We start from the raw sequence: 16,727 nt of genomic DNA, 5'->3' as shown, positions 1-16,727 counted from the left end.
TAACCACAGGTATCCCGACCATCGGTGGATACACTGGTACGCATTGCCCCGGATGCGGTTCAGCTGCCGACACGGGATGATCGCGACATGGAGACTGAAAACACGATGCATCGACTGCTGATCGTCGACGACGACAATGACATCCGCACCCTGCTGGCCGAGCAGCTCGGCCGCGCCGGCTACCAGGTGAGCACGGCGGCTGATGGCACCGCCATGCGCCAGCTGCTGGACCGTGAGCACGTGGACCTGATCGTGCTCGACCTCAACCTGCCGCGTGAGGATGGCTTGACCCTGTGCCGCGACCTGCGCGCGCGCTCGAACACGCCGGTGATCATGCTGACGGCTCGTGCCGAGCCGATTGACCGCGTGCTGGGCCTGGAGATGGGCGCCGATGACTACCTGGCCAAGCCGTTCGAGCCGCGCGAGCTGCTGGCGCGCATCCGCAATGTGCTGCGCCGGACCGAGGCGCTGCCGGCCAACCTGGAGCCATTGGCGATTCGCCGTGCGCGCTTCTCGCGCTGGGTGTTCGACCTGGAACACCGCCATCTGGTTGACCCGGACAATCGCGTGGTGGTGCTGTCCGGCGCCGAGTTCCGGCTGCTGCGGGTGTTCATTGCCCATGCCAACAAAGTGCTGTCGCGCGAGCAGCTGGTCGCGCTCAGCAGCGGGCGCAATTACGAGGCACAGGACCGTGCCATCGATCTGCAGGTCAGCCGGCTGCGCAACAAGCTGGGCGACGACGGTGGCCCGGATGGGCTGATCAAGACCGTTCGCAACGAAGGCTATGTACTGGCCTCCTCGGTGAACCTGGAATAGGCCGCGATGAAACGCCTGCGCCATTTCCTGTCCTCGATGGTCGGGCGGTTGTTCGTGATCCTGCTGCTGGGCATGAGCGTGGCCGCGATCGGCGCGACCATGCTCGCCACCTCCAAGCGGCAGCAGGAGTTCGAGCGGCAGAACCTGAACCGCATCGCCGACCGCCTGCAGGGTTACGTCAACCTGCTGGACGGCAATCCGGAACTGCGCGAGCGCCTGCTCGAGATCGGTGGGCCCAGCGTCCGCGCCCTGCAACCCGGCGCGCGCCTGGGGCGGGCCGATACAGCTCTGATGGAAGTGCTGGATGACCGGCCAGGCCCGGTCGCACGCGCGCACGTGCACTTCGCTTCATTCCGCTCCTGCATCCCCAAGCTGCAGGAACTGCTGCCGCCGCCGCCGCCCGGGCATCGCAAGCACCCGCGCGAGCGTGATCCGGCGTTCATTCCGCCCAAGTGCCGCGCGGTGGACGTAACGCTCACCGATGGCACGCTGCTGAAGCTGGCGCTGGATTCGCCGGCGGTAGCGCACAACGGCATCCTCGCCGTTGACCCGTGGTTCCTGACCCTGCTGGTGTTGGCGATCGCGGTGCTGGCCTATATCGTCGCGCGCATTGCAAGCGCGCCGCTGCAGGAGTTGGCCGCTGCCGCCGAAGACCTGGGCGACGACCTGCAGCGCGATCCCTTGCCGCTGCGCGGGCCGCGCGAAGTGCAGCGCGCCGCCGAAGCCTTCAACGCCATGCAGCACCGGCTGCAGCGGCATCTGGCCGAGCGCACGCAGATGCTGGCAGCGATCACCCACGATCTGCAGACGCCGCTGACGCGGCTGCGGCTGCGGCTGGAGAATGTCAGCGACGAGGCCCTGCGTGAGCGCCTGATTGGCGATCTGGCCGCGATGCAGGCACTGGTGCGCGAGGGCCTGGAGCTGGCCCGCAGTGCCGAGAGTGCCGAGCAGCGTGCAGCACTGGACCTGGATTCGCTGCTGGAGAGCATTGTCGAGGACACCGCCGAAGGCGGCGCCGATGTGGTCTTCGAAGGCGGCAGCGGGGCGGTGCTGATGCTGCGCCCGCTGGCCATGCACCGCCTGTTCTCCAACCTGGTGGACAATGCGGTGATGTATGCGCAACGGGCGCGGGTACGGGTCGAGCGCAGTGGGGGTGCGATCACCGTGGTGGTGGCCGATGATGGCCCGGGCCTGGCCGAGGAGCAGCTGGAGGCGGTGTTTGATCCCTTCGTGCGGGTGGAAACCTCGCGTTCGCGGCAGACCGGCGGGGCCGGGCTGGGCTTGACCATCGCCCGCGCCCTGGCCGAGAAGGATGGGGCGCGGCTGTGGCTGCGCAACCGTGCCGAAGGCGGGCTGGAGGCGGTGGTGCAGTGGCCGGCCAGCGCCCAGGTGACGCCGCCGGGGCGCGCCGGCTGAGCCTTCGCAGCTGGCGATGGTGACGCGGTGGGCCGGCTTTGGCCTATCATCTGCCCAACTTCCCAGTTCCCCCCCGATGAGCCAGCCCGTTCCCGCCGGCATGCCGCTCCGCGCTGCCCGGCCGTTCCCGCACGCTGCCAGGCACGGCAGCCCTGCCTGGCCGCCGCCGCTGCACTGATGGCCGCACAGGGGGACATCCGGCGCTGGGCGGAGCGCCGCGGATCAGATATCGGTCGATGGCTGCGACAGGGCCTGCTGTGCCTGCTGCTGGCCCTCGCGCTGCCGGTGGCTGCGCAGGAAGGGGCGCCGCCGCTGCGCGACTATGCCATTGATGTATGGACCTCGCGCAATGGCCTGCCGCACAACTCGCTGCGTGACATCGCGCAGACCCCCGAAGGCCACCTGTGGTTCGCGACCTGGGAAGGCCTGGTGCGCTACAACGGCCTGGATTTCACCGTGTTCGACCGCAGCACCCGCCCGGGCCTGCGCGACAACGGCATCGGTGCGCTGTTCGTCGACCGCCAGGGTGGCTTGTGGATCAGTGATTCGCGCGGCAACGTCAGCCACCGTGGCAGCGATGGCCAGTGGCGCGTCTGGGAGCACCAGGCCGATACGCCGCAGGTGCTGATACAGTCCATGCAGATGGACAGCCAGGGCCGGCTGTGGCTGCTGTACGAGGGCAAGGGCATCGGCTATCTGACACCGGACAATGGCATCGTCTACCAGGCGCCGGCGGCGGACCTTCCGATGGCGATGAGTTTCACCAAGCTGGTGGTCGATGCGCAGGACCGGGTCTGGGTCGGTACGCTGGACGGGCTGGTGCTGCGCGACAACGACGGCGTGCTCAAACGCGCGCCCGCAGCCTGGGGACTGGGGGCCGGCAGTGGTCTTTCATGGCCCTACCGTGCGCCGGATGGTGCGCTGTGGATCGTCGCCGGCGAGCGCCTGTACCGGGTGGAAGATGACCAGCTGGTGCTGATGCACCGTCTGCCGGGACAGCTGCACATGACCTCGATGCTGCAGGATCGCCATGGTGACCTGTGGCTGGGCACCGAGAACCAGGGCCTGCTGCGCATCTCCGCACATGGCCTGGAGCGGCTGCCGGCAGGCCTGAACCTGCCGGGCGGACGCGTGGTCAGCCTGCGCGAGGACGCCGAGGGCAGCATCTGGGTGGGCGCCAACGGCGGGCTGTACCGCCTGCGCGAAACGCTGTTCAGCAGTTACACCGAGCGCGATGGGCTCAGTGGCGACTATGTGCGCACCGTGTTCGAGGACCGCGACCGCCAGCTCTGGGTGGGCAGCGCCAGCGGCCTCGATCTGCAGACGGCCGACGGCCGCTTCCGTGCGATGCCCCTGCACAACCGCGGTGGCAAGGCACCTTCGGTGCTCAGCCTGGCGCAGGGACCGGACGGTGACCTGTGGGTCGGCACGTTCGGCGATGGCGTCTACCGTCTTGGTCCCGACGGCCGGCTGCGGCACAACTACGCCGCTGCCGATGGCATGCCGGGCGGCAACATCCGCGCGATCAGCGTAGACCCGCAGGGCGTGGTCTGGGCCGGCACGCAGAAGGGCGTGGTCCGCATCGACGGCGACCGTGTGCAGGTATCAAGCATGGCGGGCATGCCCGGCGGCCTGATCACCGCGCTTGAGCACGATCATCAGGGCAACCTGTGGATCGGCACCATCGAGGGAATCCGCGTGCTGCGCGGCGACCACGTGCAGTCGATCGACCTCGCGCCGATGGGCGGTGGCCGCAGCGTGTTCGGCTTCCACCAGCTGGGCGACGCGATGTGGATCAGCAGCGACCGTGGCCTGTACCGCTGGCGGAACGGGATGCTGGCGCGGGTGGGGCTCGAGCAGGGTATGCCGGTGGACGCGGTGTTCCAGCTGGTGCCTGATCGTCTTGGCAACGTGTGGGTCAGCAGCAACCGAGGCGTGCTGCGCACCGACATGGCTACCCTGAACGCGGTGGCCGATGGCCGAGCACCCCGGGTGATGGTGGAGCGCTACAACGAGATCGACGGCATGGCCAATGCGCAGGCAAACGGCAGCTCGGGGCCTTCGGCGATCCTGCGCCAGGACGGCACGTTCTGGGTGGTGACTGCCGGTGGCCTGAGCACGGTTGATCCGCAGCGCCTGCAGCGCTTCCGCGAGCGGCCATCGCCGCCCGCCGCGATCGAGAGCGTGCAGGTGGATGGCGCGCCGGTGCATTGGGAAGGACCGGATCGCAACGCCATTCCCGGTGGCCGCCGCCTGGCGGTCAGCTATGTCGGCCTGAGCTACCTGATGTCTGACCGGATCCGTTACCGCACGCGGTTGGATGGGCTTGATGCCGGCTGGGTCGAGCGCGGCCCGCAGCGCAGCGTGGAGTTCGTCGGCCTGCCGCCGGGCGAATACACCCTGCACGTGGCGGCGGCACATCCCGGTGGCAGCTGGGGCCAGCAGGAGGCGGTGTGGAGCTTCACCGTGGAGCCGTTCTGGTGGCAGCGACGCAGCGTGCAGGTGCTGGGGGCACTGGTGCTGCTGACCGGGCTGGTGGCGCTGTACCGCTTGCTGCTGCAGCAGTTGAAGGCCAGCAACCTGCGCCTGGCACGTCGGGTGGACGAAGCAACTTTCGACCTGCAGGCCAAGACCGTGCACCTGCAGGCGTTGAACCAGGAAAAGACCGAACTGGCCGAGCGCCTGGCACGCCAGGCTGAGGCATTTGAACGGCAGGCCCGCGAGGATGCACTGACCGGCCTGCCCAATCGCCGCGCCTTCGACGAAACCCTTGCCCGCGACTTCGCCCGTTCGCAGCGCAGTGGTCATCCACTGTGCCTGGTGGTGCTGGATATCGACCACTTCAAGGACGTCAACGACCGCCACAGCCACAGCATCGGCGATGCCGTGCTGGTGCAGGTGGCGCGCTTGATCGCCGCGGCCTGCCGCGATTCGGACCTGCCGGCGCGCACCGGCGGTGAAGAGTTCGCGCTGCTGCTCAACGACACCCGCCTGGAAGAGGCCGCACAGCTGTGCGCACGCCTGCGCGGCCTGTTCCATGACCACCCGGACTGGGCCGGTGTGGAAGGCCTGCGCGTGACCTTCAGCGCGGGCCTGGTGGAGCTGGATGCCGACGACCGCACCCCGGCGCTGCTGTACCAGCGCGCAGACCGCGCACTGTACCGCGCCAAGAGCGATGGCCGCGATCGTACGAGTATTGGTTGATCGCATCCAGGCGTGGCCTGGATCTACCGTGCGGTGAGTGGTGGGTGCGGACCGTTGGTCCGCACTGCGTGGATGCGGTTGCGCCGTTGGCTGCCTTACCGCGGCCAGGCGTTGGCGATGGTGCAGAACAGCCGCGCGGTCTGTTCGGTGTCATACACCGCGCTGTGTGCCTCGTTGGCATCCCAGCCCAGCCCGGCGGCCGTGGCGGCGCGCGCCAGCACGGTCTGCCCGTAGGCGATGCCGGCCAGGGTGACCGTGTCGAACACGCTGAACGGATGGAACGGGTTGCGCTTGTGACCGGTGCGGGCCACGGCGGCGTTGACGAAGCCAAGGTCGAAATGGGCGTTGTGGCCGACCAGGATCGCGCGCTGGCAGCCGTACTTCTTCATTGCTGCGCGCACCGGGGTGAAGATGTGGTCCAGTGCGGCCTTTTCTTCCTTGGCCAGCCGGAACGGATGGTCGAGGATGATGCCGGTCACTTCCAGCGACTTCGGGTCGATCTCCAGGCCTTCGGCCGGCACCACATGGGCGCTGGCGGTCTGGCCCGGGTACAGCAGGCCGTTCTCGTCCATCTCGATCGGCACTGCGGCTATTTCCAGCAGCGCGTTGCGCTGGCTGTCGAAGCCGCCGGTTTCCACATCCACCACCACCGGCAGGAAACCGCGGAAGCGTTGTGACATCGCGCGCTGCGCCTGGGATACTGCGGAATCGGGAGCGGCGGCAGGTGCGGGAATGGGGTCGGTCATGCGTGAATTCTAGCAGAGCGACCCTGAGCGCCCGGCCACGCAGCCCATGCCCGCCACCGTGGCAGAACCCGGTAGGTGCCAGCCTTGGTTGGCACGCGATGCGCCGACCAAGGTCGGCATCTACCGGATCGCGGGACGTGCCGTCGTACCCGACGGATGCCACCGCCACAGCAACGCATCCACGCTCAGCCTGCCTGCGCCGGTGAAGACCAGCGGCAGCAGCATCGCCATGAACAGCACCGGCAGCTTGAAGTTGCCGTAGCCCTGGTCGCTGATCGCATACCCCATCGCGAGGTCGCCCAGCGAGTTCCATTGCATCGGCCAGTGCACGGCGTAGGTGGCCACCACGGTCAGCACCAGCAGGCTGGCAGCGGCAAAACGGGTACCAAAACCGAACAGCAGGCAGGCTGCGCCGAGCAGTTCAAACCAGGTGGCCAGTTGCCAGTTCAGGGCAGCGGGCAACTGGTTGAACGGAAACGGGAAGGCGTCCTGCAGATCGGCGAACCAGTTCTGGCCTTGCAGTTTCTCGCGGCCGGATTCGAAGTATTCCCAGGCCAGCAGCAGCCGCAGGCCGAGCGGGGCCAACCAGGGGGCGAGACGGTCCAGCTGGCCACGCGCGGTGGCCAGGGGCGGGAGCTTCATCGGTGCATCTCCGGGGCGGGGAAGGGAGGTGTCAGGCAGGTGCGGTCAAAGGGCCGATCACGCCGGCCCGCAGGAACTGCTGCAGCAGCGCGGCACCGGGTTCGGCCAGCGCCTGTTCGGCCAGGTCATGCGCGGCGGCCAGTTGCTTCAGATAGGCATGTCCATCGAGGCCGGGCTGCTCCCCGATGCTGGACAGCAGGTACACCGCCAGCGGGCTGAGTACGGCGAAGCGCACCTCGCCATCGGCCTCGCGACGCACCAGCAGGCCGGTCGGCTCGGCCGGCAACTGGGTAGGTGCGTCCTCGGCGCCGAGGCGGTGCACCGGCCATTGGTACAGCAGCGGCCACGCCAGCGGTGAGCGCTGCAGCGGCACCCGCAGCGGGTCGATGTCCGCTACGACCGGCAGCGGTTCGGCGTCCAGTTGGTACAGCGCGGTTTCCACCCACTCGTAGTGGGCCAGTTCGGCCAGCGCAGGGTGTGGCAGCTGCGGCTGTGCCTGCAGCCACTGCACGAATTCGGCGGCCAGTTCGGTGAACAGCGGCGTCTGGCAGCGATGGGTTGCGAAGTAGTGGCGCACCAGTCCGCTCCAGGCTGATACGCCGAGCAGGCGCACGCAGACCGGAAAGCCGTTGCTCAACAGGCCGAGCAGGTTGTTGAACAGCAGCCGCTGGTAGACCGCGACGCGCCGTGGCTCCAGCCCGCCCGGTGGCGGCACGCCCTGGGGATCTCGCAGAAAGGCGGTGAATGCGTGCTGCTGCGCACGCAGCGTGGCGGGGGTATCAGCCATATGCCGCCTCCGCGTGTACGGCCTGCAGGCGGCGGATGGTCTGCAGTTCGCCGCGCAGTTCGGCATAGGGCGGGAAATTGAAATCGCGTTCGAGCAGGGTGGGGCGAGCGCCGATGCGCGCATAGGTGCGTGCCAGCAGCTCCCAGACCGGGTCGATCACCGCGCTGCCGTGGGTATCGATCTTCAGATCCGGTGCCTCGTCCAGGTGCCCGGCCACGTGCAGGCAGACGATGCGGTCTGCGGGCAGGCCAGCGATGAACGCGTCGGCGTCGTAACCGTGGTTGCAGGCGTTGACGTAGACGTTGTTGACGTCCAGCAGCAGGTCGCAGTCGGCTTCGGCAAGCACGGCGTTGGTGAAGGCCAGTTCGTCCATCGCCGGTTCCGGTGCCAGGTAGTAGGACACGTTTTCCACCGCGATGCGGCGACCCAGCACGTCCTGCACGCGGGCGATGCGTGCGGCGGTATGGCGCACCGCTTCATCGGTGAAGGGGATCGGCAGCAGGTCGTACAGGTGGCCGTCGTCGCTGCAGTAGCTCAGGTGTTCGCTGTACAGCGGCACGCGGTGTTTTTCCAGGAACTGGCCAACCTGCTCCAACAACTGCGTATCCAGTGGCGCAGTGCCGCCCAGCGACAGGGACAGGCCGTGGCAGCTCAGCGGATGGCGCTGTGCCAGCTCGGCCAGTGCGTCACCGGCGGGGCCGCCGACATGGATCCAGTTCTCCGGCGCGCATTCGAGGAAATCCAAATCGCTAGCCGGTGCATCGCGCAGTTCCTGCAACAGCGCCCGGCGCAGCCCCAACCCGACGGCCGCCGCACGAAGCGGCGACCGCAGGTTGGCGATGCTGGCGCGGACCTCAGTGCTTGCCACCGCACTTGCCTTCGCCACACTTGCCTTCGGCGGCCTTCTTGTCGCCGGCCTGAGCCTTGGCGCCTGCTGCCGCACCGGCAGCCTTGCCCTTGTCGGCGCCGCACTTGCCTTCGGCGGACTTGCCATCTGCGCCACACCTGCCTTCGGCATGCTTGGCGGCCTCTGCGGAGGTCTTGGCTTCGGCGCCCTTGGCATCGGTGCTGGCCTTGGCAGCCTGGCCAGCCACCAGATAGCCCTGGGCCAGGTCGCTCATGCTCAGCGCCGAAGCATTGGCGGTGATGCCAAGGCCGGCGGCCAGGGCGGTAGCAGTCAGCAGGGACAGGGTCTTGTTGGAACTGCTCATCGGTCGTGCTCCTGGGTGGTGTGGGCGGGTGCCCGGGTGGCCGGCAGGGATGCCGGTGGAAACGATGGTGCAGCGATCCTACTCAACGAATCCTCGCCAAGACCTCAAATTTTCGTGAGGTTTGTTACAGAAGGGGAACACGGTTCCCGGTGGATCCACGCCATGCGTGGATGAATCGCCGGAACGCCCAGAAACAAGAAGGCCGCTGTCACCAGGACAGCGGCCACCTTGGAGTCGACTCCGGTGTTGCAGTGCAGCGTCAGGGCTGGCCGGTGCTGGAGGTCTCGTCGCGCTTCTCGCGCGGCGGCAGCGGCTGCTCCCCGTGCACCAGGAACCATACGTTCTCGGCGATGTTGGTGGCGTGGTCGCCCACGCGCTCCAGGTTCTTGGCCATGAACAGCAGGTGCGTGCACGGGGTGATGTTGCGCGGGTCTTCCATCATGTAGGTCAGCAGCTCGCGGAACAGCGCGGTGTACTGTGCGTCCAGGCGGGCGTCGTCCTCGCGCAGTTCCAGTGCGGCGTCGGCGTCATTGTCGCGGTAGGCGGCAATGGCACGACGGACCTGCTGCGCGGCCAGGCGGCCCAGCGCACGCAGGCCCTGGATCTGCGGCAGCGGCGGCACCTTGCCCAGCGCGATCGAACGCTTGGCCACGTTCGCTGCATAGTCGCCGATGCGTTCGATGTCGGCCGGGATGCGCAGGCCAGCGAGGATCTCGCGCAGGTCGCGCGCCATCGGGCCACGCAGGGCCAGGCGCATCACGTCATGGCTGATCTGCTGCTCCAGCGCATCAATGGCTTCGTCGTTGGCGATGATGCGATGGGCGGCGTTCTCGTCGCGCTTCTCGATCACGTCCATCGACGCTTCGAGCTGGGCGACGGCCATCTCGCCCATGCGCACGATTTCGGCCACCAGGCGCTGCTGCTCTTCGTCGTAGCTCTTGACGATGTGGTCGTTGGGAAGGTTCATGGTCTGCAATCCGGGTGGAGCCAGGCCGTGCCTGGCTGGGACATGTGGCGAAGGATCAGCGTCGATCAGCCGAAGCGACCGGTGATGTAGTCCTCGGTCTGCCGCTGCGACGGCTGCGAGAAGATCACTTCGGTGCGGTCGTGCTCGATCAGGTCACCCAGGTACATGAAGGCGGTGTAGTCGGAAACGCGCGCGGCCTGCTGCATGTTGTGGGTGACGATGACGATGGTGTACTCGTGCTTGAGCTCTTCCACCAGCTGCTCGATGCGGCTGGTCGAGATCGGATCCAGCGCCGAGGTCGGCTCGTCCAGCAGCAGCACCGACGGGCGCAGCGCCACGGCACGGGCGATGCACAGGCGCTGCTGCTGGCCACCGGACAGGCCCAGCGCGCTCTGCCCCAGCTTGTCCTTCACTTCGTCCCACAGTGCACCCTGGCGCAGTGCCTGCTCGACGCGGTCGGCCATGTCGGCCTTGCTCAGCTTCTCGTGGTGGCGGATGCCATAGGCCACGTTCTCGAAGATGGTCATCGGGAACGGCACCGGCTTCTGGAACACCATGCCGACCTTGCTGCGCAGGCGGTTCATCGGGTACTTCGGCGACAGGATGTTCTCGCCGTCCAGCAGCACTTCACCGCGCGCTTCCAGCTTCGGGTACAGCGCGTAGATGCGGTTGAAGATGCGCAGCAGGGTCGATTTGCCGCAACCGGAAGGACCGATCAGCGCGGTCACGCGCTTTTCCGGAATTTCCAGGTTGATGCCCTTCAGGGCGTGGAACTTGTCGTAGTAGAAGTCCAGTCCACGCGCAGCCAGCTTCACCGGCGACGGTGTGTGCAGGCTCTCGTGCGAGGACGGCACGGCGATGCGCTGCATCGGCACGGCGTTGGAAAGGTCGTTCATGGCGTTGTCCACGGAAAGGTCAGTCATGGGAGATACGGTTGCGCAGCAGGATGCCGCGGGCGGCAAGGCTGACCAGCAGCACGAAGACAGTCAGCACCAGGGCACCGGCCCAGGCCAGTACCTGCCAGGATTCGTACGGGCTGCCGGCGAACTGGTTCATCACCACCGGTACCGAAGCCATCGGCTGAAAGATGTTGTTGTTCCAGTACTGGTTGCCGAAGGCGGTGAACAGCAGCGGAGCGGTCTCGCCGGAGATGCGGGCCAGCGCCAGCAGGATGCCGGTGATGATGCCGGCCGAGGCACTGCGGTACAGCACCTGCACGATCACCTTCCACTGCGGGATGCCCAGCGACAGGGCCGCTTCGCGCATCTGCGAGGGCACCAGGCGCAGCATCTCGTCGGTGGTGCGCACCACCACTGGCAGCACGATGAAGGCCAGCGACAGGGCGCCGGCGAACGCCGAGAAATTGCCGCCGGTCTGCATTACATACAGCGTGTAGACGAACAGGCCCAGCACGATGGACGGCGCCGACAGCAGGATGTCGTTGACGAAGCGGACCACGGTGCCGGCCTTGCGGGCGTTGCCATACTCGGCCAGCCAGGTGCCGGCCAGCACGCCCAGCGGGGTGCCGATGCCGATGGCCAGTGCACACATCACGGCACTGCCGAAGAAGGCGTTGGCGAGGCCGCCGTCCTGCATCGGCGGTGGCGTCATCTTGGTGAACAGATCCCAGTTGATGCCGGCCAGGCCCTTGGCAGCCAGGGTGAACAGGATCCAGCCCAGGAAAAACAGGCCGAACAGGGCGGTGGCGCAGGACGCAGTGATCGCAACGACGTTGCCGATGCGGCGGCGCAGGTACAGCGAATCAGCGGTGGTGGACATCAGTTGCCCTCCTTGCGGGACAGGCGCATCAGCATCAGGCGGGCGATGGCCAGCACCACGAAGGTGACGATGAAGAGGACGAAGCCGAGCAGCAGCAGGGCCGAACGGTAGGTTTCAGTGGCTTCACCGAAATCGTTGGCGATCAGCGCAGCGATGGTGGTGCCCGGTTCCAGCAGCGACGGCGACAGGCGCACGCTGTTGCCGATCACGAAGGCCACCGCCATCGTTTCGCCCAGCGCGCGGCCCAGGCCGAGGAAGATGCCGCCGATGACCGCCGAACGGGTGTAGGGCAGGACGATGTCCCAGCTCACTTCCCACTTGGTGGAGCCCAGCGCATAGGCCGATTCCTTCAGGCGGGTCGGCACGGTCAGGAACACTTCGCGCATCACCGAGGAGATGAACGGAATGACCATGATGGCCAGCACGAAACCGGCGGTGAGCATGCCGATGCCCAGCGGCGGGCCCTGGAACATCGGGCCGATCACCGGCCATTCGCCCAGGGTCTCGTTGAGGAACGGGGTGACGTACTCGGTCATCACCGGCACCAGCACGAACAGGCCCCACATGCCGTAGATGATCGACGGGATGCCGGCCAGCAGTTCGATGGCGGTACCGACCGGGCCACGCAGCCAGCGCGGCGCGACTTCGGTGAGGAAGAAGGCGATGCCGAAGCTGACCGGCACGGCGATGACCATCGCGATGACGGCGGTGACCAGGGTGCCGTAGATCGGAGCCAGAGCGCCGAACTTGTTTTCGACCGGATTCCAGTCAGCGGAGAAGAAGAAGCTCAGGCCCTGCATCTGCAGGGCGTGGCGACCGCCCCACAGCATCGACAGCGCGGCGCAGGCCAGGGCGATCAGGACGAAGATGACGGTGCCGACCAGCACCCATCGGAACAGTGTGTCGTTGCGGGCATCACGCGCATCACGCGTGGACGGGGCGGCTACAGGCTGGGCGATGGCATTCATGGGGACGGCTGGGCCAGGAAGGGGCGGGGCGGCACGGCGTGGAACAAGCGGTGCCCGCGCGGGGTGGGCACCGTCGTGTCCATCACTTCAGGTCGGTCGCCCAGTAGGCCTCGATCTGCTTGACCAGTTCGGCCGGCAGCGGCACGTAGTGCAGTTCGTTGGCCTGCGCCTGGCCGTTTTCGAAGGCCCACTTGAAGAAGGCCAGGGTGTCCTGGTTGCGCTTGGCATCCTTCGGCTTCTTCTGCATCAGCATGAAGTTGGTGGCGGTGATCGGCCACGCCTGCTCGCCCGGGGCATTGGTGATGACCAGGTTGAAGTCCTTGGCGCTGGCCCAGTCGGCGCTGGCGGCCGCGGCGGCGAAGGTTTCCGCGCTCGGCTCGACCCAGTTGCCGGCCGCGTTCTGCATGGCGGTGTACGGCATGCCGTTCTGCAGCGCGTAGGCCAGTTCGACGTAACCGATCGAGCCCTTGATCTGCTTCACGTAGGACGCGACGCCTTCATTGCCCTTGCCACCGACGCCGTCCGGCCACTGCACCGAGGTGCCTTCGCCGACCTTGCTCTTCCACTCCGGGCTGACCTTGGACAGGTAGTTGGAGAAGTTGAAGGTGGTGCCCGAACCGTCCGAACGGTGGACCAGGGTGATCTTGCCATCCGGCAGCTTCACGCCCGGGTTGGCGGCGACGATGGCCGGGTCGTTCCAGGTCTTGACCTTGCCCAGGAAGATGTCGGCCAGCAGGGCGCCGCTCAGGCGCAGCTTGCCGGCTTCCAGGCCTTCGATGTTGACCACCGGCACCACGCCGCCGATGGCCGACGGGAACTGCGCCAGGCCGGCCTGGGCCAGCTCCTCGCTGCTCAGCGGCTTGTCGGACGAACCGAAGTCGACGGTGCCGGCCTTGATCTGGGCGATGCCGCCGCCGGAGCCGATCGACTGGTAGTTGATCTTGGCGCCGGTGCTGGCGTTGTAGTCAGCCGACCACTTGGAGACCAGCGGGAAGATGAAGGACGCGCCGGCACCGGACACTTCGGCGGTCACCTTGGCACCGGCAGCGGCCGGGGCAGCGGCAGCGTCGGTGGCCGGCTGCTGCGCGGCCTGCTTGTCGCCACCGCAGGCCGACAGGCCCAGGGCGATGGCCAGGGAAAGGGCGGCAAGGCCGGCCGAGTGCAGTTTCATGGTCACTCCATAGCGGGGAAGAGCCGACGTGGTCGGCGGATGCGGCTATGAAATGATGTTTTTGTTACAGCCGTATTACGACCATGACAGAGGTGCCCTGGATCACGTTCTGACAAGGGTTTCACAGGATTGGCGCCGATCCGGCAGGTGCCCGGAAACCCCCGATCTGCGCACCGATATGACGGTCGGGGCAAGGTAGAGCCGAGCCCGCGCTCGGCTGTTCCCTGCCCTCGGTAGCTGCGGACCGTTGGTCCGCACGCTCCAGAGCGCAGCCGAGCGTGGCTCGGCTCTACAGAGTCAGGCGCATCCCCAAGAACAAGAAGAGCGCGAGATCTCGAGGATCTCGCGCCCGGGTGGGAGCGGCGGGGGAGAGAGGACCCGCCGCCCCCGTTCCTGCGGGGGAACGCGCTTACTTCAGGTTCTGCGACCAGTAGGTCTCGATCTGGCGGACCAGGCTGTCCGGCAGCGGCACGTAGTCCAGCTGGCGGGCCTGGGCATCGCCGTTCTTGTAGACCCAGCGGAAGAATTCCTGGGTCGCCTTGCCATTGGCAGCATTCTTCGGCGTCTTCTGCACCAGGATGAAGTTGGTGGCAGTGATCGGCCAGGACTCGGCGCCCGGCGCATTGGTCATCACCAGGTAGAAGTCGCGGGCGCTGGCCCAGTCGGCACTGGCGGCAGCGGCAGCGAACGAGGTGTCGCTCGGCTGCACGAACTTGCCGGCGGCATTCTTCATCGCGGTGTAGGAGAGCTTGTTCTGCAGCGCGTAGGACAGTTCGACATAGCCGATGCCGCCCTTGATCTGCTTCACATAGGCGGCAACACCTTCGTTGCCCTTGCCGCCGATGCCGGCCGGCCACTGCACCGAGGTGCCTTCACCGACCGAGCTCTTCCACTCCGGGCTGACCTTGGACAGGTAATTGACGAAGTTGAAGGTGGTGCCCGAGCCGTCCGAACGATGCACGACGGTGACCTTGGCGTTGGGCAGGGTCACGCCCGGGTTCAGCGCGGCGATGGCCGGGTCGTTCCAGGTCTTGATCTTGCCCAGGAAGATGTTGGCCAGCACGGCGCCGTCCAGCTTCAGCGCGCCCGGCGCGATGCCGGCCACGTTGACCACCGGCACCACGCCGCCGATCACCGACGGGAACTGCGCCAGCCCCGCAGCAGCCAGGTCTTCCGGCTTCAGCGGCGCGTCGGAGGAGCCGAAATCAACGGTCTTGGCCTTGATCTGGGCAATGCCGCCGCCGGAACCGATGGACTGGTAGTTGACCTTGTTGCCGGTTGCGGCGCTGTAGTCGGCCGACCACTTGGACATGACCGGGTAGATGAACGATGCGCCCGCGCCGGTGATATCGGCGGCGTTGGCGGCGAACACGGACGATGCAGCCAGGATGGCGACAGCGGCGCGCGACTTGAAGGCGTGGATCACGGGGAGACTCCTGGGGTGGTGGTCGAAGGGCGGTTGCCCGACGTTTCGGTGCACATTCCATAACGGTTGCGTGACACGCCCGCGTCTGTCATATGACGCGGGCGTGACATGCGTCATGAGGGATGTCACGTCCGCTGCGCCGGCTGGGCAGCGCGGGTGCCGATGCAACGACGAAGGCACGGCCGGTGCCGTGCCTTCGCGGTTCAATGCAGGTGGCGGGACTTACCAGAAGAACTGCGCGCGGGCTTCCAGGATGTTGGGATCGTCGTTGACGAAACCGCGCGCCGTGGAGCTGTACTTCTTGCTGTCGACCATCACGTAGTTGAGCATCAGCTTGAAGTTGGAACGCAGGTACCAGTTCGCGCCCACGGTCCAGATGTCCATCTTGCCACCCAGCACGCCATCGACGATCGGCGGGCGACCGGCGACCGGGTTGGCGGCGAGGTTGCCGTCATTGAGGTCCATGTGGTCGTAGCGCACGCCCAGCTGCCACTGACCGCCGGCCGGGTTGTTCGGCAGGCCGGTGCCCGGGGTGCCGCCCTTGTAGCTCCAGGTCTCGCCGGTCACGTTCCACACGCCGCTGATGTAGTAGCCGTCGCTGGTGTAGTTGTCGTGGTCGTAGCGCTTGGCCTTGCTGGTGTAGTACTCGGCCTGGGCCTTGAAGGGACCCTGGAAGTACATCGCTTCGGCACCGATGGTGCTGACGCGGTCGGTGTCGGTCAGGTTGCCGCTGTCGACCAGGCGGGCAGTGGCGAGGTCGGCATTCGGACGCGCACGCACGCGCAGGGTGTCGGCGTCGGCGTCGTAGTTGACGTAGCTCAGGCCGAAGTGCAGGACCTGGCCCTTTTCATTGATCGGGGCCCAGGTGCCACGCGCGCCGTAGCCGCTGCCGTGGGCCAGATTGCGGGTCAGCTCGCGGCCGAAGGCGCTGGCGGTCACCGACCAGTTGTCCTGGCCGTAGCTGTACGCGCCGCCCAGGCGGCGGGCGATGGCATAGGTATTGGTGACCGCTGCCTTGGAAATGAAATCGTTGTTCTTGGTGCTGGACAGTTCTTCCAGGCTGTTGGGCTGCTTGAACTGGCCCAGCTGCAGGAAGTGGTTGGCGTTGCCCAGCAGCTTGTACTTCACGTTGGTGTCGAGGAACTTGTCGGCCTTGGCGTCATAGCCGACCACCCACTCCATGTTGCCCGGGCCCTTGCCCTTGAGCACCAGCTCGGCGCGACGCAGTTCGAATTCGCTGTTCTTGCCGTTGCCGGCGTCGCCACCGTTGAGGTCCACCACATCGTTGTGGAACCAGTTGCCGTCGGCCTGGACCAGGCCTTCGAAGGTGATTTCCGAACCGCCGATCACGTCGATGGCGACTTCGGCGTGTGCAGCCGGCACATACAGCGCAGCAGCCACGGCCACCGTCAGGAGTTGGTGATGCAGTTTCATGGAGAGGAGCCTTGCAGGCAGGTGGGAAGATGCGCGCAGGCTAGAAGGTAAAGATTGCGTAAATGTGACAGTTCACGCGCGGCAGACATCCACCGCAGGCCCCGTCACGGCAGGGCCTCCCATTGAAACCGCTTGCGTATGACGCCCGGATTGCGCCTTG

The 16,727-nt window shown here is 66.8% G+C and carries 15 protein-coding genes; 3 read left to right on the top strand and 12 right to left on the bottom strand.

What is annotated here, in order from left to right:
* Window positions 1-87: 87 nt before the first annotated feature.
* From AC5P7R_RS00145 to AC5P7R_RS00135, 3 genes are all read left to right on the top strand, one after another.
* Window positions 88-816 carry a response regulator gene (locus AC5P7R_RS00145; protein ID WP_019659087.1) on the top strand — a complete coding sequence of 243 codons (729 nt, stop codon included), beginning with the start codon at window positions 88-90 and terminating at the stop codon, window positions 814-816.
* A 6-nt stretch (window positions 817-822) separates the two neighbouring features.
* Window positions 823-2,232, top strand: a complete 1,410-nt coding sequence (locus AC5P7R_RS00140; RefSeq protein ID WP_021204122.1) for an ATP-binding protein — start codon at window positions 823-825, stop codon at window positions 2,230-2,232.
* A gap of 177 nt (window positions 2,233-2,409) precedes the next feature.
* Window positions 2,410-5,436, top strand: coding sequence for a ligand-binding sensor domain-containing diguanylate cyclase (locus AC5P7R_RS00135; protein WP_021204121.1), 3,027 nt, complete (start codon window positions 2,410-2,412; stop codon window positions 5,434-5,436).
* Window positions 5,437-5,531: 95 nt separating this feature from the next.
* On the opposite strand, the gene rnt is transcribed toward AC5P7R_RS00135, so the two are convergent.
* The 12 genes from rnt to AC5P7R_RS00075 all read right to left on the bottom strand — a co-directional run bounded on the left by rnt (window position 5,532) and on the right by AC5P7R_RS00075 (window position 16,567).
* Complete coding sequence (rnt, locus tag AC5P7R_RS00130; protein WP_005408782.1) at window positions 5,532-6,116, bottom strand: ribonuclease T; 585 nt, start codon at window positions 6,114-6,116, stop codon at window positions 5,532-5,534.
* A gap of 186 nt (window positions 6,117-6,302) precedes the next feature.
* Window positions 6,303-6,824, bottom strand: coding sequence for an HvfX family Cu-binding RiPP maturation protein (locus AC5P7R_RS00125; protein ID WP_227854349.1), 522 nt, complete (start codon window positions 6,822-6,824; stop codon window positions 6,303-6,305).
* 31 nt (window positions 6,825-6,855) lie between these two features.
* Window positions 6,856-7,611, bottom strand: a complete 756-nt coding sequence (locus AC5P7R_RS00120) for an HvfC family RiPP maturation protein (RefSeq protein WP_111097779.1) — start codon at window positions 7,609-7,611, stop codon at window positions 6,856-6,858.
* Window positions 7,604-8,479: an HvfB family MNIO-type RiPP peptide maturase gene (locus AC5P7R_RS00115; RefSeq protein ID WP_227854350.1), complete on the bottom strand. Its 876-nt coding sequence runs from the start codon at window positions 8,477-8,479 to the stop codon at window positions 7,604-7,606. Before AC5P7R_RS00115 ends, AC5P7R_RS00120 begins: the two co-directional genes overlap by 8 nt.
* Window positions 8,466-8,822 carry a hypothetical protein gene (locus AC5P7R_RS00110; protein ID WP_021204117.1) on the bottom strand — a complete coding sequence of 119 codons (357 nt, stop codon included), beginning with the start codon at window positions 8,820-8,822 and terminating at the stop codon, window positions 8,466-8,468. Before AC5P7R_RS00110 ends, AC5P7R_RS00115 begins: the two co-directional genes overlap by 14 nt.
* Before the next feature lie 259 nt (window positions 8,823-9,081).
* Window positions 9,082-9,789 carry a phosphate signaling complex protein PhoU gene (gene phoU, locus AC5P7R_RS00105; RefSeq protein ID WP_005408787.1) on the bottom strand — a complete coding sequence of 236 codons (708 nt, stop codon included), beginning with the start codon at window positions 9,787-9,789 and terminating at the stop codon, window positions 9,082-9,084.
* Between the two features lie 65 nt (window positions 9,790-9,854).
* Window positions 9,855-10,685, bottom strand: a complete 831-nt coding sequence (gene pstB / locus AC5P7R_RS00100; protein ID WP_005408788.1) for a phosphate ABC transporter ATP-binding protein PstB — start codon at window positions 10,683-10,685, stop codon at window positions 9,855-9,857.
* Window positions 10,686-10,704: 19 nt separating this feature from the next.
* A complete protein-coding gene (gene pstA / locus AC5P7R_RS00095; protein ID WP_005415894.1) occupies window positions 10,705-11,568 on the bottom strand; it encodes a phosphate ABC transporter permease PstA in 864 nt (287 codons plus the stop codon).
* Window positions 11,568-12,536: a phosphate ABC transporter permease subunit PstC gene (gene pstC / locus AC5P7R_RS00090; RefSeq protein ID WP_019659079.1), complete on the bottom strand. Its 969-nt coding sequence runs from the start codon at window positions 12,534-12,536 to the stop codon at window positions 11,568-11,570. Before pstC ends, pstA begins: the two co-directional genes overlap by 1 nt.
* A gap of 82 nt (window positions 12,537-12,618) precedes the next feature.
* Window positions 12,619-13,707 (bottom strand): phosphate ABC transporter substrate-binding protein PstS, encoded by a 1,089-nt coding sequence (gene pstS, locus AC5P7R_RS00085; RefSeq protein WP_019659078.1) that lies wholly within the window; start codon window positions 13,705-13,707, stop codon window positions 12,619-12,621.
* A gap of 409 nt (window positions 13,708-14,116) precedes the next feature.
* A complete protein-coding gene (gene pstS / locus AC5P7R_RS00080) occupies window positions 14,117-15,133 on the bottom strand; it encodes a phosphate ABC transporter substrate-binding protein PstS (RefSeq protein ID WP_019659077.1) in 1,017 nt (338 codons plus the stop codon).
* Window positions 15,134-15,355: 222 nt separating this feature from the next.
* Entirely contained in the window at window positions 15,356-16,567 is a 1,212-nt protein-coding gene (locus AC5P7R_RS00075) for an OprO/OprP family phosphate-selective porin (RefSeq protein ID WP_021204115.1), read from the bottom strand.
* Window positions 16,568-16,727: the final 160 nt, after the last annotated feature.

The sequence above is a fragment of the Stenotrophomonas sp. YJH_SMC_27 genome, from assembly GCF_059369815.1.
This window is presented reverse-complemented; position numbering and strand designations above follow the sequence as displayed.

Bases quoted from the DNA above. Each gene is read 5' to 3' on its own strand.
- AC5P7R_RS00145 (WP_019659087.1), top strand. From the start codon at position 88: ATGGAGACTGAAAACACGATGCATCGACTGCTGATCGTCGACGACGAC.
- AC5P7R_RS00140 (WP_021204122.1), top strand. From the start codon at position 823: ATGAAACGCCTGCGCCATTTCCTGTCCTCGATGGTCGGGCGGTTGTTC.
- AC5P7R_RS00135 (WP_021204121.1), top strand. From the start codon at position 2,410: ATGGCCGCACAGGGGGACATCCGGCGCTGGGCGGAGCGCCGCGGATCA.
- rnt (WP_005408782.1), bottom strand. From the start codon at position 6,116: ATGTCACAACGCTTCCGCGGTTTCCTGCCGGTGGTGGTGGATGTGGAA.
- AC5P7R_RS00125 (WP_227854349.1), bottom strand. From the start codon at position 6,824: ATGAAGCTCCCGCCCCTGGCCACCGCGCGTGGCCAGCTGGACCGTCTC.
- AC5P7R_RS00120 (WP_111097779.1), bottom strand. From the start codon at position 7,611: ATGGCTGATACCCCCGCCACGCTGCGTGCGCAGCAGCACGCATTCACC.
- AC5P7R_RS00110 (WP_021204117.1), bottom strand. From the start codon at position 8,822: ATGAGCAGTTCCAACAAGACCCTGTCCCTGCTGACTGCTACCGCCCTG.
- phoU (WP_005408787.1), bottom strand. From the start codon at position 9,789: ATGAACCTTCCCAACGACCACATCGTCAAGAGCTACGACGAAGAGCAG.
- pstB (WP_005408788.1), bottom strand. From the start codon at position 10,685: ATGAACGACCTTTCCAACGCCGTGCCGATGCAGCGCATCGCCGTGCCG.
- pstA (WP_005415894.1), bottom strand. From the start codon at position 11,568: ATGTCCACCACCGCTGATTCGCTGTACCTGCGCCGCCGCATCGGCAAC.
- pstC (WP_019659079.1), bottom strand. From the start codon at position 12,536: ATGAATGCCATCGCCCAGCCTGTAGCCGCCCCGTCCACGCGTGATGCG.
- pstS (WP_019659078.1), bottom strand. From the start codon at position 13,707: ATGAAACTGCACTCGGCCGGCCTTGCCGCCCTTTCCCTGGCCATCGCC.
- AC5P7R_RS00075 (WP_021204115.1), bottom strand. From the start codon at position 16,567: ATGAAACTGCATCACCAACTCCTGACGGTGGCCGTGGCTGCTGCGCTG.